Consider the following 15,768-nt stretch of genomic DNA (forward strand, 5'->3'; position numbering starts at 1 on the left):
ATGCTGCGACGTTTTTGCTTGCTGTTGGCGTTGCTCGCCGACAGCGCGATGGCGGCGGACAAAGTCCGCTATTGCGATTATCCGGTCTACCCCCCGATCTCCTGGAGTGACGGCAAACAGGTGCGCGGCGTAGCGCCCGGCGTGGTGAAAGCGCTTTTTGGACAGCTGGGCTACGAAGTCGAAATCGTCGAGCTGGACAACTGGAATCGCTGCGTGCGCGATGCCGCCGAAGGCCGGGTCGACGTGGTACTGATGTATAGCACCGCGGAACGCGAGCAGAGCATGGTCTTTTCGACTGTCCCGGTGTTGCGCGAAGAAGTCGCCGTGTTCATCAATCGTCAGCATCCGGTGACAATCGAGCGGCTGGAGGACTTGGCCAATTACCGCGGCGGATTGTTGTTCGGTGAAAGTTACGGCGTGGTGTTCGACCGCTTCGTCGCCGAGCATCAGAACATCGAAATGGTCTCTGACAGCAGTCAAAACTTCGGAAAACTGATTCGCGGACGCATCGACTTCATCGTCTCGGAGCGGCGTACCGGGCAGATGCGGGTCGAGACCCTGCCAGGGGCGCAAGACATCGTCGCCTTGTCCAATTCCTTTGGCGTGGATTACTTGCGGGTGGCCGTGTCGCGCCGTTCTGCGCTGGCGGGGCGCATGCCTGAAATCGATGCGCAGTTGAAGCGCATGGTCGACTCGGGGGAGGTCGATCGTTTACTTCACGAAAGTCAGGTCACTTACCGCGACATGATCAAACTGCCGGCCGACAAGAAATGATTCGAGCCCGGCCCGGGGGACTGCTGCGGCGTCTGCTGCTGTTTATTCTGTTGTTCAGCCTGTGCTTCACCGTGGTGGCTAGCAGCGTGCAGTTGTACTTCGAATACCGCCGCGAGATGCGCGAGATCGATTCGCGCATGGCGTTGATTCGCGCCGGTTATCTGGCCAGCCTGGAGCGCAGCCTCTGGGATTTGAATCAGGAACAACTGAATGTGCAATTGCGCGGGCTGGTGGATTTTTCCGACGTGACGCGGGTGCGCCTGACCAGCCCGGATTTCGACTTGCTGCAAGGCAATCCGGCGCCGGTCGGGCCGCTGCGCATCGAGCGTTTTCAACTGGACTATCAACCGCCGTCCGGGCCGCAGCGGCATCTCGGGCAACTGGAAGTCAGCACCGATCTGGGCGCCGTGCATCAGCGTTTGTATGCCACCGGTTTGACCAGTTTGCTGTGGATGAGCGTGTTTCTGTGCGGGCTGGCAGTCGCGCTATCGTGGTTGTTTTATCGCCTGGTAACCCGGCACCTGCAAGTCATGGCCGAGTTTGCGCGGCGTATCGCCGCCGGTGACTGGTACGAGCCGATGCATCTGGACAAGCGGCGCAGCGTCCACCCGGATGAGATCGACACCGTGGCCTATGCGCTGGACGACATGCGCCGGGCGATCGTCAGTGACATTGACCGCCGGGAAACTGATCGACTGGCCCTGCAAGACAACCGCGATGAACTGTTCCGAATGGTCGAGCGCCGCACCGCCAGCCTGATGCGTGCCAAGGATGAAGCCGAAGCGGCCAACCTCGCGAAATCACGATTCCTGGCGACCATGAGCCACGAACTGCGCACGCCGCTCAACGGCATCCTCGGCATGGCCGAATTGCTGCGTGACGCCCACCTGGATGAGCGCAACGGAAAACGTCTGGATGCGTTGTACAAGGCGGGCGAAGGGTTGTTGTCGATTCTTAACGAAGTGCTGTATTTCGCGCGTCTGGAGGAGGGCGTCAGCCACCCGGAACCCGTCGATTTTTCGCTCCGACAATTGCTGGATGAGGTGCTGACGCTGCTGGAACCGCGGGCGTTGAGCAACGACTCGACGCTGCACTGCCGGATGGATCCGCAGGTCGCTGATCGTCACCACGGCGCCGAACAATTCTTGCGTCAGGTGTTGAGCAATTTGCTGGCCAACGCGATCAAGTTCACCGAGGGTGGAGAGGTCAGAGTCGAGGTCGTGCTGCTGGCTCCCAACCCGCAACAGACCGGGCAACGGCTGCGCGTGAGCGTGACGGACAACGGCATCGGCATTGCTCCGGCGGTGCAGGAAAAGATTTTCGAGCGCTTCACTCAGGCCAGCGAGGAGGTGGCGCAACGCTTCGGCGGAACCGGTCTCGGATTGGCCATTTGCAAACATCTGGTGGAGCAGTTGGGCGGGCAGATCGGTGTTGACAGTCAGGTCGGGCAGGGCAGCTGTTTCTGGTTCGAAGTGACGTTGCAACCGTCGACCGGCATCACCGATGTGGCGTCCAGCAGCGAACCCGGCAGGCCGCTGAAGATTCTGGTGGTCGAGGACGTGGCGCTGAACCGTGAAGTGGTCAGCGGCTTGCTGCAACGGGACTGGCATCAGGTCTGGCTCGCTGAAGACGGCGAACAAGCGCTGATGCAATGCGCCGGGCAGGCGTTCGATTTGATCCTGCTCGACGTGCACCTGCCGGGCATCAGCGGCGTCGAGTTGTGCACGCTGATACGCCGCACCGAAGGCCCGAACCGCCAAAGCCGCATCTTCGCCCTGACCGCCAGTGTGCAACCGGCGCTGGTGCGCGGTTATCTGGATGCCGGGATGGACGGCATCCTCGCCAAACCGCTGAAGCTCGACAATCTGCGTCAGGCCCTGGCCGGGCATTCACCAATACCCGCGCCGCAACCTGTTGACGAGACGATGGATTGGCCGCTGCTGGACACTCACCGCACCTTGCTCGGCGAACAGAAACTCCAGGGATTGCTGGCGGTGTTGCGCGACTCGATCAGTCAGCATCGCGAAGCGCTTACCGAAGCGATCGAGGCCGACGACTGCACCGAAGTCGCTCACTTGGCGCATCGCCTGGCCGGCAGCAGCGACTCATTGGGTTTCCGTGCATTGGCCACTGTGTTGCGCGCGCTGGAGGAAGCCGCGCTGGTCAACGACGAATCAAGGTTGCGCGCATTGGCGCCGCAGGTTCATGCGCAATTGCAGCAGTCGCAACAGACGCTGACCGACCTGCTGCACCCCTGACGTACAAGTTTGTTACGACTTTTCACAACTTCGAGCTTTAAGGTCAACGCGAGCTTACATGGTCTTCCAATAATCGAGACAACCGCCCCAGCGCGGTATTCGAAGCTTATTGGAGATAATAATAATGAACTGCCGTAAAGCTCATCCATCCTTGCGCCACGCGCACCTTGCTGATTATTGAGGTGCCGATATGAGCGAAGCTACCGAACGCAAAGGCATCCATCTGACCCGCGCCCTGAAGAGCCGGCACATTTTCATGTTGTCCCTGGGCGGCGTGATTGGCACCGGGCTGTTTATGGGCTCTGGCTTGACGATCAATCAGGGCGGGCCGGTGGGGGCGATTCTGGCCTACCTGGTCGCCGGTTTCCTGATGTACCTGGTGATGGTGTGCCTGGGCGAACTGTCCGTGCACATGCCGGTTTCCGGCTCTTTTCAAACCCACGCGACCCAATACATCGGGCCGGCCACCGGGTTTATGATCGGCTGGGTGTACTGGATGAGTTGGGCGACCACTGTGGGCCTGGAGTTCACGGCGGCAGGCATGCTGATGGAACGCTGGTTTCCAACCATTCCAATCTGGTACTGGTCGGCGCTGTTCGTGGTGGTACTGTTCGGCCTGAATGCGTTGGCGACACGCGCTTTTGGTGAAGCGGAATACTGGTTCTCCGGGATCAAGGTCGCGGCGATTCTCGGCTTTATCGTGGTCGGCGTGCTGGTGATTTTCGGCGCCATCCCGCTGTCCAGCGGCGCCCCGGCACCGATGATGACCAACCTGATCGGCGACTCGCTGTTCCCCAACGGTTTGTCGGCGGTGTTCGCAGTGATGATGGCTGTGGTCTATGCCTTCCAGGGCTGCGAGATCATGGGCGTGGCCGCTGGCGAAACCGACCAGCCGGAAAAAAGCATCCCGCGCGCCGTGCGCAACGTGGTGTTTCGCGTGTTGATTTTCTATGTGCTGGCGATCGTGGTGCTGTCGGCGATCGTGCCGTGGCAGCAGGCCGGGTTGATGGAAAGTCCGTTCGTGCAGGTGTTCGACATGGTCGGCATTCCTTATGCGGCTGACTTGATGAACTTTGTGATTCTTACGGCGATTTTGTCGGTGGGCAACTCGGGCCTGTATGCCTCGACGCGCATTCTGTGGGCGATGTCCAAGACCGGCATGGCGCCGAAAAGCCTGTCGCCGTTGAGCAAGCGCGGCGTGCCGTTGCGGGCGCTGAGCATCACCTTGTGCTTCGCGCTGGTGTCGTTGATGACCAGTTTCGTCGCGGCCGACACGCTGTTCATGGTGCTGATGGCGGTGAGCGGTATGTCGGGCACGGTGACCTGGATCGTGATCGCACTGGCGCAGTACAAATTCCGCAAGGCTTACCTGCGCGATGGCGGCAAGCTCAGCGACCTGAAATACCGCGCGCCGTGGTTTCCGCTGTTGCCGCTGACGTGCATCGCGTTGTGCTGTTCGCTGTTCGTGTTCCTGGCATTGGATGAGACGCAACGTCCTTCGCTGTATTGGGGCTTCGGGTTTATCGCGGTGTGCTACGCCGCGTATTTCCTGACTCAACGCAAGCGCCATGCGGCGCTGGCACCGAGCTTGCCGACGGCGTAACCGCACACACCAAGACAAAACCATGTGGGAGCGAGCCTGCTCGCGATGACGGTGGATCGGTCAACAGAGATGTTGAACCGGATTCCGTCATCGCGAGCAGGCTCACTCCCACAGTTGTTTGCGGCGGGCTGTAAATCGGCGATGCGGCACGCATTTGTTCAAAGTTGTAACAGCACGGTCGGCGAAAGGTCGGTAGCCACTAATTAATTCAATAAAATCAACTACTTATTAAGTGAATGGCGTTGTTACAGCTTATTTTCTTGCCAATTGCCGTCTTACTGAACACTCGTTTAGTATGGCCTCAAGTCGCATCACCTCACGCCAAACACAATAATTCGAGGATTCGCATGACTACTCACATTTCTCTGCTCTGCCAGGTAAAAGCAGGCGTGGCCTGGATCACCCTCGATCGCCCCGCTCAGCGCAATGCGCTGGACATTCCGACCCTGAAAAACCTGCACGCCTTGCTCGACGAGTACAACGCCGATCCCGCCGTTCGAGTCGTGGTGCTGACCGGTAGCGGCCGCAGTTTCTGCTCCGGCGCGGACCTCGCCGAGTGGGCCGAAGCCGAAGCCCGTGGCGCCCTCGAAAGCTACGGCTGGACCGAAACCGCCCACGCACTGATGAGCCGTTTGTACAGCCTGGAAAAACCGACCATCGCCGCCATCAACGGCACGGCCGTCGGCGCCGGGATGGACCTGACGCTGTGTTGCGATCTGCGCATCGCCGCGCAATCGGCGCGCTTCAAGGCTGGCTACACCAGCATGGCCTACTCGCCGGATGCCGGTGCCAGTTGGCATCTGCCGCGCCTGATCGGCACCGAGCAAGCCAAGCGCCTGTTGTTCCTCGACGAGTTGTGGGGCGCCGACCGTGCCCTGGCCGCCGGTCTCGTCGGCGAAGTCTGCGCCGATGATCAACTGCACGACGTGACCACTGAATTGGCCACGCGCCTGGCCAACGGTCCGACGTTCGCTTTCGCCCAGACCAAAAAACTCATGCGCGAAGGCGCCCAGCGCAGCCTGCCGGAGCAACTGCAAGCCGAGCTCGCCGCCGGCCTGCTTTGCGGTCGCAGCAAAGACGGCGCCGAAGCCTTGCGCGCCGCCATCGAAAAACGCCCGGCACACTTCAGCGGCCAATAGGCCCGATGACTGGCCTCGTACACCTACTCAGCACATGAACAACAGGTAGCCCCATGAATTTCCAACTGACCCAAGAACAAGACATGTTGGTGGACGCGGTACGCAGCTTTGTCGCCAAGGAACTGCTGCCTCATGAGGAAGCGGTCGACCGCGCCGACGAAGTCTCCCCGGAGCTGGCGGCACAGATCCGTGGCAAGGCGATTGCGGCGGGTTTCTATGCCTTCAACATGCCGGAAGAAGTGGGCGGTGGCGGCCTCGATTACTTGTCCCAGGCGCTGATCGAGCGTGAACTGTCCAAGGTTTCATGGGCGCTGCATGTGTTCGTCGCGCGGCCTTCGAAAATCCTCATGGCCTGCACCGGCGAGCAGATAAACGACTACCTGCTGCCGTGCATCCAGGGCGAGAAGATCGATTGCTTCGCGCTGACCGAGCCGGGTGCCGGTTCTGACGCCAACGCGATCAAGACCCGCGCCGTGCGCGATGGCGATGACTTCATTCTCAATGGCAGCAAGCACTTCATCAGCCACGCCGGCCACGCCGATTTCGCCATCGTTTTCGCCGTCACCGACACCTACGAACACAACGGCAAACAGCGCAACGCCGTGACCTCGTTCCTGGTCGACCGCGACACGCCGGGCATGACCATTCGCCGTGGTCCCAAGTGCGTGAGCAACCGCGGTTACCACACCTTTGAAATGTTCTTCGACGACTGCCGCGTCCCCGCCAACAAAGTGTTGGGCGAAGTCGGCAAGGGTTGGGACGTGGCCAACGCCTGGCTCACCGCCGGGCGGGTGATGGTCGCCGCCAACTGCGTCGGCCAGGCGCAACGCGCGCTCGATGTTTCGCTGCAATGGGCCGCGGACCGCAAGCAATTCGGCCAGCCGATCGGCACCTATCAGGGCATCTCGTTCAAGCTCGCCGACATGGTCACGCAGATCCGCGCCGCCGAGCTGCTGACCTTGCACACCGCCTGGAAAATGGACCAGGGCACCATGACCGACGGCGAGGCCGGCATGGCCAAGCTGTTCGCCAGTGAAGTGCTCGGCAAGGTCGCCGATGAGGCGGTGCAGATCTTTGGCGGCATGGGCCTGATGGACGAATGCCCGGTGGAACGCATCTGGCGCAACGCGCGGATCGAGCGCGTCTGGGAAGGCACCTCGGAGATCCAGCGCCACATCATTTCCCGCGAATTGCTGCGGCCACTGTTGCGCTGACCGGCCCGGAGAATTGCTATGTCGCAAACGATTCGTGACAACCTCAAACGCTTGCTCGCACCGCGCCACCTGGCGTTTATCGGTGGCCGCAGCATGGCCCGCGCGCTCAAGCGCTGCGCCGACGGCGGTTACCTTGGCGAGATGTGGCTGGTCAATCCGCAGCACGACAGCCTTGAAGGCGTGCCGTGTGTGCGCAGCATTGCCGAACTGCCGTGCGGCCCGGACGCGGTGTTCATCGCGACCAACCGTGAGCTGACCCTGACCTGCGTTGCCGAACTGGCCGACAAGGGCGCAGGCGGGGCGATCTGCTACGCCTCCGGGTTCGCCGAAACCGGTGCCGATGGCCAGGCCTTGCAGCAACAATTGCTGAAAGCCGCCGGCAACATGGCCTTGCTCGGCCCCAACTGCTACGGCCTGCTCGACTACCTGCACAGCTCCGCGCTGTGGCCGGTGGCGCATGGCGGCAAACCGGTGGAGAAGGGCGTCGCCGTCCTGACCCAAAGCGGCAACTTTGCCTACAACGTGTCCATGAGCGACCGCTCGCTGCCCATCGCCTACATGGCGTCGGTCGGCAATCAGGCGCAACTGGGCGTCGCTGAATTGATGGACGTGTTGCTCGATGAGCCGCGCGTCACAGCCATCGGCTTGCACCTCGAAGGCCTGAAAAACGTCCCGGGTTTCGCCCGCGCCGCGCACAAGGCACTGGAGAAGGGCATTCCGATCATCGCCCTGAAAACCGGCGTGTCGCAGATCGGTGCCGAACTGGCGCTCAGTCACACCAGCTCGCTATCCGGTTCCGATGCGCTGTACGACAGTCTGTTTGAGCGCCTCGGCGTGATCCGCGTCAGTGGCCCGGTGAGTTTTGTCGAAACCCTGAAAGCGGCGGCGTGCGGCAAGTTGCCGGCGGGCAACAGCCTGATTGCGCTGGCCTGTTCGGGAGGCGACGCCGGGCTGATTGCCGACTACGCCGAGCGCAACGACTTGAATCTGCCCAAACTCGATGAAGGCCAGATCGGAGAACTGGCGCAGGTGCTGCCAACCTACGCCAACCTGGTCAATCCGCTGGATTTCACCACGGCGATCTGGGGCGACGGCGAAGCCTTGAACCGCATGCTCGACAGCGCCCTGCGCACCGAAGCCGATGCGGCGATGCTGGTGCTCGATTTCCCGGCGGAATTTACCGGCGAGCGTAAGGAATGCGACCTTCTGCTGGAGCTGTTCTGCGCTGCCCTGATCCGCCACGGCAAGACCGGTTTTGTCACCTCGGCGTTCCCGGAATTGCTGCCGCCCCACGCTCGCGAACGTCTGCACGCCCAAGGCGTGGCGGCGTTGCAAGGGGTGGAAGACGGGCTGGCGGCGTGGGGCCGAATCGCGGGCTATCAACGCAACCGTCAGGCGTTGCTGGCGCTCGGTGAGTCGGCGCTGGTGCCGCACTGCCCGCAGGCGCTGGAAGGCGAAGGTCGCTTGCTCAATGAATGGGATTCCAAAAAAGCGTTGCGCGCCTTCGGCCTGCAGACGCCCAACGGCGTGTTGAGCACCCCGGACAAGGCGTTGAGCGACGCCAACGCGCTGGGTTATCCGTTGGTATTGAAAGCGGTCAGTGCCCAACTGCCGCACAAAACCGAAGCCGGCGCCGTGGCGTTGAACCTCAAGGATGCCGCCGCCCTGAGCGCAGCACTGGAAAAAATGCGCGCGAGCATTGCCGATTACGCGCCGCAGGTGCCATTCGATCAGGTGCTGCTGGAACCGATGGCCAAACCGCCGTTGGCCGAATTGATCGTCGGCATCAAACGCGAAAACGACTTCGGCCTGGCCTTGGTCATCGGCGCGGGCGGGATTCTGGTGGAGTTGCTCAAGGACAGTCGCAGCCTGTTGCTGCCGACCACCAATGGCGCGATTCGCCAAGCGTTGTTGAGCCTGCGCAGCGCGGCGTTGCTGCAAGGTTTTCGCGGTCGCGAAGCGGCGGATCTGGACGCGCTGGTGGCGGCGATTCGTGCGGTGGCCGACTACGCCTGCGAGAACACCGGGCAATTGCTGGAACTCGATGTGAACCCATTGTTGGTCGGTGCCGATGGCACGACTGCGGTCGATGCGTTGATTCGCCTCGGCCACGAGTGAGGAAGTAAACATGCAAAGCACAACATTGACCGGCGGCCAGGCCCTGGTACGTCTGCTGGCCAACTACGGCGTCGACACCGTGTTCGGAATCCCCGGCGTACACACGCTGGAGTTGTACCGTGGCCTGCCCGGCAGCGGCATTCGCCATGTGCTGACGCGCCACGAGCAAGGCGCCAGTTTCATGGCCGACGGCTACGCGCGGGTCAGCGGCAAACCGGGCGTGTGTTTCATCATCACCGGGCCCGGCGTGACCAATGCCGCGACTGGCATCGGCCAGGCCTATGCCGACTCGATTCCGATGCTGGTGATTTCCAGCGTCAACCACACCGCCAGTCTCGGCAAAGGTTGGGGTTGCCTGCACGAAACCCAGGACCAGCGCGCAATCACCGCGCCGATCACCGCGTTCTCGGCGGTGGCGCTCAGCGCCGAAGACCTGCCCGAGTTGATCGCTCGTGCCTATGCGGTGTTTGACAGTGAACGCCCGCGCCCGGTGCACATCTCCGTGCCGCTGGACGTGTTGTCGGCAAAAGTCAGCCGCGACTGGAGCAATGACGTGGTGCGTCGTCCAAGCCGTGGCGCCGCTTCAACGACTGCGTTGGATGAAGCCGTCGCCAAACTGCAAAGCGCCGAACGTCCGATGATCATTGCCGGTGGCGGTGCGCTGAATGCGCAGCAAGAACTGCAAGCCATCAGCACCCGACTCGCCGCGCCACTGTTCACCAGCGTTGCCGGCAAAGGCCTGTTGCCGCCGGATGCACCGCTCAACGCCGGCTCGACCCTGTGTGTGGAACCCGGCTGGCAGTTGATCGCCGAGGCGGACGTGGTGCTGGCCGTCGGCACCGAAATGGCCGACACCGATTTCTGGCGCGAGCGTCTGCCGCTGAATGCCGAACTGCTGCGCGTGGACATCGACTCGCGCAAGTTCAACGATTTCTACCCGTGCGCGGTGGCGCTGCAAGGCGATGCGCAACACACCCTCGCCGCGTTGCTGGAACGTCTGTCTCCCGCCAACCGCGATGCCAGTGCAGCGATCGCGTCCGTCGCAGCACTGCGTGAGGCGGTGCAAAACAGCCACGGTCCATTGCAGTCGATCCATCAAGCGATTCTCGAACGTATCGCTGCGGAGCTGCCGGACGATGCCTTCATCAGCACCGACATGACCCAACTGGCCTACACCGGCAACTACGCCTTCAACAGCCTGGCGCCACGCAGCTGGTTGCATCCGACCGGCTACGGCACGCTGGGTTATGGCTTGCCGGCGGGCATTGGCGCCAAGTTCGGCGCGCCGCAGCGGCCGGGGCTGGTGCTGGTTGGCGACGGCGGTTTTCTCTACACCGCGCAAGAACTGGCCACCGCCGTCGAAGAACTGGACAGCCCGCTGGTGGTGTTGCTCTGGAACAACGATGCGCTGGGGCAGATTCGCGACGACATGATCGGGCTGGATATCGAGCCGATTGGCGTGCTGCCGCGCAACCCGGACTTTGCCGCCCTTGGCCGCGCGTTCGGTTGCACGGTGACCGAGCCGCAAAGCTTGGCCGAGTTGCAAACCGACTTGCGCCACGGTTTCAAGCGCAACGGCGTGACCCTGATCGAACTCAAGCATGCGTGCGCGCAGTGACTCCATTTTTTTAAAGGCTTTTTTTTAGGGGATGGGGCCATGCGCTTTTCCGATCTGACTCAACGCATCGCTGGTGACGGCGCTGCCGCCTGGGGCATTCATTACCGCGCTTTGGCGCTGCAAGAGCAGGGCGAAGACATCCTGCTGCTGTCAGTCGGCGACCCGGATTTCGACACCCCGGTGCTGATTGTGCAGGCAGCCATCGACAGCCTGTTGTCCGGCAACACCCACTACGCCGACGTGCGTGGCAAACGCGCACTGCGTGAAAGCATCGCCCTGCATTACGCCAAACGCAGTGGCCAGCAGGTCTCGGCGGAGCAGGTCACCGTGCTCGCCGGTGCACAATGCGCGTTGTTCTGCGTGGCTCAGTGCGTACTGAATCCGGGGGACGAGGTGATCGTCGCCGAACCGATGTACGTCACCTATGAAGCGGTGTTCGGTGCCTGTGGCGCAGTGGTGATTCCGGTGCCGGTGCGTTCTGAAAACGGCTTTCGGGTGTTGCCTGAAGACGTCGCCGCACGCATCACCCCGCGCACTCGGGCGCTCGCACTCAACAGTCCGCATAACCCGTCGGGTGCCAGTTTGTCCCGCGGTACGTGGCAGGCGCTGGCGCAGCTGTGCATCACCCACGACCTGTGGCTGATTTCCGATGAGGTCTACAGCGAGTTGCTGTTCGACGGCGAACACATCAGCCCGGCGAGTTTGCCGGGCATGGCCGAGCGCACCGCGACGCTTAACAGTTTGTCGAAATCCCATGCCATGACCGGCTGGCGCATCGGCTGGTCGATCGCGCCGCCCGCCCTGGCCGAGCACCTGGAAAACCTCGCGCTGTGCATGCTCTACGGTTTGCCGGATTTCGTGCAGGACGCCGCCGTCGTCGCACTCGAAAGCCATTTGCCGGAGCTGGAGGCGATGCGCGAAGCCTATCGCCAACGCCGCGATCTGGTCTGCGACTGCCTGGCCGATTGCCCCGGCGTGCACGCCTTGAAACCCGATGGCGGGATGTTCGTGATGGTCGATATCCGCGACACCGGGCTCAGCGCCCAGGCGTTCGCCGACCGCTTGCTTGATCGCTACGGCGTCTCGGTGTTGGCCGGCGAAGCGTTCGGCCCGAGCGCTGCTGGGCACATTCGCCTGGGACTGGTGCTGGGGGCGGCGCCGTTGCGTGACGCCTGCCAGCGAATTACTCGTTGCGCCACTGAACTGATGGAAGCCCACGTCTATGCATAACCACAAGACGCTGTTTATCGATGGACGCTGGCAAACCCCGTCGGGGCAGGGCATCGCCGAGGTCATCAACCCGGCCACTGAAGAAGTCGCAGGCTCGGTGCCGCTGGGCGATGAGCGCGATGTCAACAACGCGGTGGCTGCGGCGCGCCGGGCCTTCGGTCCATGGTCGCGGACGCCGTCGAGTGTTCGCGCCGGTTACCTGCGTGCGCTCGCCGAGCAGTTACGTGCGCGGGCCGACGAGATGGCAGCGGTCATCACCACTGAGTTGGGGATGCCGGTGCAATGGTGCCGCTCGGTGCAGGTCGACGGGCCCATCATCGGCCTGGAGCAATACGTCGAACTCGCCGGCTTGATGGATGAAGTGCGCGAGGTCGGCAATTCGCTGGTCATCCGCGAGGCGGTCGGTGTGTGCGCCTTCATCAACCCGTGGAACTACCCGCTGCATCAACTGATTGGCAAGCTCGCGCCGGCGTTGGCCGCCGGTTGCACCGTGGTGGTCAAGCCGAGCCAGGAAACCCCGCTGCACGCGTTTTTGCTGGCGCAGATGATCGAAGCGATCGGCTTGCCGGCGGGGGTGTTCAACCTGGTCAGCGGTCCGGGTTCGAAGGTCGGTGAAGCACTGGCCAAGCACCCGGACGTGGACATGGTTTCGTTCACCGGCTCCACCGGCGCCGGAGTTCGCGTAGCACAAGCGGCGGCGCCTTCGGTGAAGCGCGTGTGCCTGGAACTGGGCGGCAAGTCGGCGCTGTTGATTGCCGAAGACGCGGACCTGGCCGCCGCCGTGCGCTACGGCGTGCAGGACGTGATGATCAACTCCGGGCAGACCTGCACCGCGTTGACCCGCATGTTGCTGCCCGCCAACCGTTACGCCGAGGCCGTGGAACTGGCGATTGCCGAAACCCAAAGCCTGCGCATGGGCGATCCGCTGGACCCGCAGAGTTTCCTCGGGCCTATGTGCTCGGCGGCGCAGCGTCGCACCGTGCGGGACTACCTTCAGGTCGGTCAGCAGGAAGGCGCGCGGCTGGTGTATGGCGGCGATGCAACGCAAGCGTTCGAGCGCGGCTACTACGTCAGCCCGACGCTGTTCGCCGATGTCGATAACCGCATGCGTATCGCCCAGGAAGAAATCTTCGGTCCGGTGCTGTGCCTGATTCCTTACACCGATGAAGCGCAAGCGATTCAGATCGCCAACGATTCGCCGTTCGGCTTGTCCAGCGGTGTCTGGGCCGGCAGCACTGAGCGCGCCTTGCACCTTGGGCGGCAGTTGCGTGCCGGGCAGTGCTTTCTCAACGGCGCGGCGTTCAATTATCAGGCGCCGTTCGGGGGCTACAAACAGTCGGGCAATGGCCGGGAATGGGGAGAAGAAGGGCTCAACGAATTTGTGGAAGTGAAGGCGATCCAGGTGTGAGCTTTGACGACACCGACGATCTGCGCACCGTTATCGCCCACCCATAAAACCTGTAAACGTTTAGGGAATTGCCATGAAAGTTTTGATTGTCCACGCTCACCCGGAGCCGAAATCCTTTACCGCTGCCCTGCGTGACCAGGCGGTGGCGACCCTTGAGGCCCAGGGGCATGAGGTCCGGGTCAGCGACCTGTACGCGATGAACTGGAACCCGGTGGCCAGCGCCGATGACTTTTCCTCGCGGGAGAACCCCGAGTACCTGGTGTATGCACTGGAGCAACGACTGGGGGTGAAAAGCCAGTCGCTGGCGCCGGACATCCAGCAGGAACTCGACAAGCTGTTGTGGGCCGACTTGCTGATCCTGAATTTCCCGATTTTCTGGTTCTCGGCCCCGGCCATGCTCAAGGGCTGGATTGATCGGGTGCTGGTATCGGGTATCTGCTACGGCGGCAAGCGTTTTTACGATCAGGGTGGATTGAGCGGCAAGAAGGCGCTGGTTACCGTCACCTTGGGCGGCCGTGAGCATATGTTCGGTGATGGCGCGATTCACGGTCCGCTGGAAGACATGCTGCGGCCGATCCTGCGCGGCACGCTGGCCTATGTCGGGTTTGACGTGCTGGAGCCGTTCGTGGCCTGGCATGTGCCGTACATCAGTGACGAAGCGCGCAAGGATTTCCTGCAGAGTTATCAGCAGCGTCTGGAGCATCTGAATGATGACCGGCCGATGCAGTTTCCGCGGTTGTCGCAGTTTGATGAGGCGTTGTATCCGTTGCCTGGTTGAAAGGGGCTTTTGGCTGGGGCTTGAGGTGTTCTTTCGGGCCTCTTCGCGAGCAAGCCCGCTCCCACATTGGATCTGTGGCGTTCACAGGTCTCCTGTGGGAGCGGGCTTGCTCGCGATGGGGCCAGTGAGTTCAACCCGAAATGCCGAAGCTGTTCCAACACCAGAACAGGTTCGGCAGAGGTGATCGGGTTTAAATCTCCTTCACCGGCGTTTCACCCTCAACCCCTTTGATCAACCCGATGGCATGCAGGCAATCCGCCTTGTTCACATACGACTCGCCACTGGCGATCGTCTCGTGGTTCCCCGCCCTCAAGCGCCAGCGCCATTGTCCTTTTCCGGTGCTCGGCGTGCCTTTGGATTGCCTGTAAATCTCGAAATACATTCTGCTCGCTCCATGCGATGGGTCATTGCGACAACCTGTGTGCCGCATCGGGGGCAAGCCTAGCGGAGCTGGGTTTTTTGGCCATCAGGCATTTGTTTCCAAGCATTTGAAAATATTTCAGCCAGCGCAACCGGGCCGGCACCAATGGCCAAAACCCCCGCAGTTTCGCCCTTGCATCACCTCCCGCGGTCCTGCTTAATACGAAACGGCTCATGGCGTCGAGCAGCTGTCGGCGACCTCGGATTGTAGAAAAATCACTATAAAAAAGAGCAATCAATTGACTCATCAGCACGGAACGCAACTGACCGGGCATGTGCAGCTTTCACTCGTGATCCCGGTGTTCAATGAAGCGGCGACCATTGATTTGTTCATCGCGCGGATCACTGACGTCTTCAAGGATGAAACGCTGATCGGTCTGGAAATGGTGTTCGTCAACGACGGCAGCACCGACACCACGCTCGACCTGCTGCTGGAGCGTCAACAGACCGATTCGCGCCTGCGCATCGTCGATCTGAGCCGCAATTTCGGCAAGGAAGCGGCCCTGACCGCCGGCTTGCAGACCGCCACTGGCCAGGTCGTGGTGCCGATCGATGTCGATTTGCAGGACCCGCCCGAAGTCATCCTCGAGATGATCGCCCTTTGGCGTGAAGGCTATGAAGTGGTGCTGGGCCATCGTGTGAGTCGCAAGACCGACTCCTGGGCCAAGCAAACCTCGGCCAACTGGTTCTACCGCCTGCACAACAAAATTGCTGAGCAACACCTGCCGGAAAACGTCGGCGATTTTCGGCTGATGGACCGTTGTGTGGTGGATGCCCTGCAAACCCTGCCCGAGTCCCGGCGCTTCATGAAAGGCCTGTTTGCCTGGGTCGGGTTTCGCACCACCTACGTGAACTACGAACGTCTCGAGCGGGTAGCCGGGGCGAGCAAGTTCAACGGTTGGCGCTTGTGGAATTTCGCGCTGGAAGGCATCACCAGTTTCAGCACCGAACCGCTGCGCATCTGGACATATCTGGGGCTGCTCGTTTCGCTGATCTCTTTCTCGTTCGCCATTTTCATCATCTTGCGCACCCTGGTTTCCGGTGTCGATCTGCCGGGTTATGCCTCGCTCATGGTTGCCGTCACGTTTCTGGGCGGCCTGCAATTGATCGGCATCGGCGTACTGGGTGAATACCTGGGCCGGACGTACATCGAGTCAAAACGCCGCCCGGTGTATCTGGTGCGGCGTGTCTACGACCCCAAGGACTGA

At 61.8% G+C, this 15,768-nt stretch carries 12 protein-coding genes; 11 read left to right on the forward strand and 1 reads right to left on the reverse strand.

The features are described 5' to 3' along the window. The 10 genes from ACA068_RS07970 to ACA068_RS08015 all read left to right on the forward strand — a co-directional run bounded on the left by ACA068_RS07970 (window position 1) and on the right by ACA068_RS08015 (window position 14,140). Window positions 1-774: a substrate-binding periplasmic protein gene (locus ACA068_RS07970; RefSeq protein ID WP_497308949.1), complete on the forward strand. Its 774-nt coding sequence runs from the start codon at window positions 1-3 to the stop codon at window positions 772-774. Beyond that, on the forward strand, window positions 771-3,032 hold the full coding sequence (locus ACA068_RS07975) for an ATP-binding protein (RefSeq protein WP_497308951.1): 2,262 nt from the start codon (window positions 771-773) through the stop codon (window positions 3,030-3,032). Before ACA068_RS07970 ends, ACA068_RS07975 begins: the two co-directional genes overlap by 4 nt. Before the next feature lie 190 nt (window positions 3,033-3,222). Continuing rightward, complete coding sequence (locus ACA068_RS07980; protein WP_497308953.1) at window positions 3,223-4,635, forward strand: amino acid permease; 1,413 nt, start codon at window positions 3,223-3,225, stop codon at window positions 4,633-4,635. A gap of 347 nt (window positions 4,636-4,982) precedes the next feature. Beyond that, window positions 4,983-5,774, forward strand: coding sequence for an enoyl-CoA hydratase/isomerase family protein (locus ACA068_RS07985; RefSeq protein WP_497308955.1), 792 nt, complete (start codon window positions 4,983-4,985; stop codon window positions 5,772-5,774). A 53-nt stretch (window positions 5,775-5,827) separates the two neighbouring features. After that, entirely contained in the window at window positions 5,828-6,988 is a 1,161-nt protein-coding gene (locus tag ACA068_RS07990) for an acyl-CoA dehydrogenase family protein (RefSeq protein WP_010462188.1), read from the forward strand. Between the two features lie 18 nt (window positions 6,989-7,006). Next, a complete protein-coding gene (locus ACA068_RS07995; protein WP_497308957.1) occupies window positions 7,007-9,106 on the forward strand; it encodes an acetate--CoA ligase family protein in 2,100 nt (699 codons plus the stop codon). A gap of 10 nt (window positions 9,107-9,116) precedes the next feature. Then, window positions 9,117-10,724 (forward strand): 5-guanidino-2-oxopentanoate decarboxylase, encoded by a 1,608-nt coding sequence (locus ACA068_RS08000; RefSeq protein ID WP_497308959.1) that lies wholly within the window; start codon window positions 9,117-9,119, stop codon window positions 10,722-10,724. A gap of 39 nt (window positions 10,725-10,763) precedes the next feature. Beyond that, window positions 10,764-11,954 carry a pyridoxal phosphate-dependent aminotransferase gene (locus tag ACA068_RS08005; RefSeq protein ID WP_497308961.1) on the forward strand — a complete coding sequence of 397 codons (1,191 nt, stop codon included), beginning with the start codon at window positions 10,764-10,766 and terminating at the stop codon, window positions 11,952-11,954. Continuing rightward, the gene (locus ACA068_RS08010) at window positions 11,947-13,362 is read left to right on the forward strand and encodes an aldehyde dehydrogenase family protein (protein ID WP_497308963.1); all 1,416 of its coding nucleotides are present in this window, start codon (window positions 11,947-11,949) and stop codon (window positions 13,360-13,362) included. The genes ACA068_RS08005 and ACA068_RS08010 overlap by 8 nt, the downstream gene beginning before the upstream one ends. 73 nt (window positions 13,363-13,435) lie before the next feature. Next, the gene (locus ACA068_RS08015) at window positions 13,436-14,140 is read left to right on the forward strand and encodes an NAD(P)H-dependent oxidoreductase (protein WP_497308965.1); all 705 of its coding nucleotides are present in this window, start codon (window positions 13,436-13,438) and stop codon (window positions 14,138-14,140) included. Window positions 14,141-14,330: 190 nt separating this feature from the next. On the opposite strand, the gene ACA068_RS08020 is transcribed toward ACA068_RS08015, so the two are convergent. Continuing rightward, entirely contained in the window at window positions 14,331-14,522 is a 192-nt protein-coding gene (locus ACA068_RS08020) for a YegP family protein (protein ID WP_010462174.1), read from the reverse strand. Between the two features lie 277 nt (window positions 14,523-14,799). On the opposite strand from ACA068_RS08020, the gene ACA068_RS08025 reads away from it, so the two are divergent. Further along, window positions 14,800-15,768, forward strand: coding sequence for a glycosyltransferase family 2 protein (locus ACA068_RS08025; protein ID WP_497308967.1), 969 nt, complete (start codon window positions 14,800-14,802; stop codon window positions 15,766-15,768).

It is taken from the genome of Pseudomonas sp. LBUM1660 (assembly GCF_059695935.1).

What these genes read in the sequence shown, in the direction of transcription:
- ACA068_RS07970 (WP_497308949.1), top strand. Translation starts at nt 1, where the DNA reads ATGCTGCGACGTTTTTGCTTGCTGTTGGCGTTGCTCGCCGACAGCGCG.
- ACA068_RS07975 (WP_497308951.1), top strand. Translation starts at nt 771, where the DNA reads ATGATTCGAGCCCGGCCCGGGGGACTGCTGCGGCGTCTGCTGCTGTTT.
- ACA068_RS08000 (WP_497308959.1), top strand. Translation starts at nt 9,117, where the DNA reads ATGCAAAGCACAACATTGACCGGCGGCCAGGCCCTGGTACGTCTGCTG.
- ACA068_RS07995 (WP_497308957.1), top strand. Translation starts at nt 7,007, where the DNA reads ATGTCGCAAACGATTCGTGACAACCTCAAACGCTTGCTCGCACCGCGC.
- ACA068_RS07990 (WP_010462188.1), top strand. Translation starts at nt 5,828, where the DNA reads ATGAATTTCCAACTGACCCAAGAACAAGACATGTTGGTGGACGCGGTA.
- ACA068_RS08020 (WP_010462174.1), bottom strand. Translation starts at nt 14,522, where the DNA reads ATGTATTTCGAGATTTACAGGCAATCCAAAGGCACGCCGAGCACCGGA.
- ACA068_RS07985 (WP_497308955.1), top strand. Translation starts at nt 4,983, where the DNA reads ATGACTACTCACATTTCTCTGCTCTGCCAGGTAAAAGCAGGCGTGGCC.
- ACA068_RS07980 (WP_497308953.1), top strand. Translation starts at nt 3,223, where the DNA reads ATGAGCGAAGCTACCGAACGCAAAGGCATCCATCTGACCCGCGCCCTG.
- ACA068_RS08005 (WP_497308961.1), top strand. Translation starts at nt 10,764, where the DNA reads ATGCGCTTTTCCGATCTGACTCAACGCATCGCTGGTGACGGCGCTGCC.
- ACA068_RS08015 (WP_497308965.1), top strand. Translation starts at nt 13,436, where the DNA reads ATGAAAGTTTTGATTGTCCACGCTCACCCGGAGCCGAAATCCTTTACC.
- ACA068_RS08010 (WP_497308963.1), top strand. Translation starts at nt 11,947, where the DNA reads ATGCATAACCACAAGACGCTGTTTATCGATGGACGCTGGCAAACCCCG.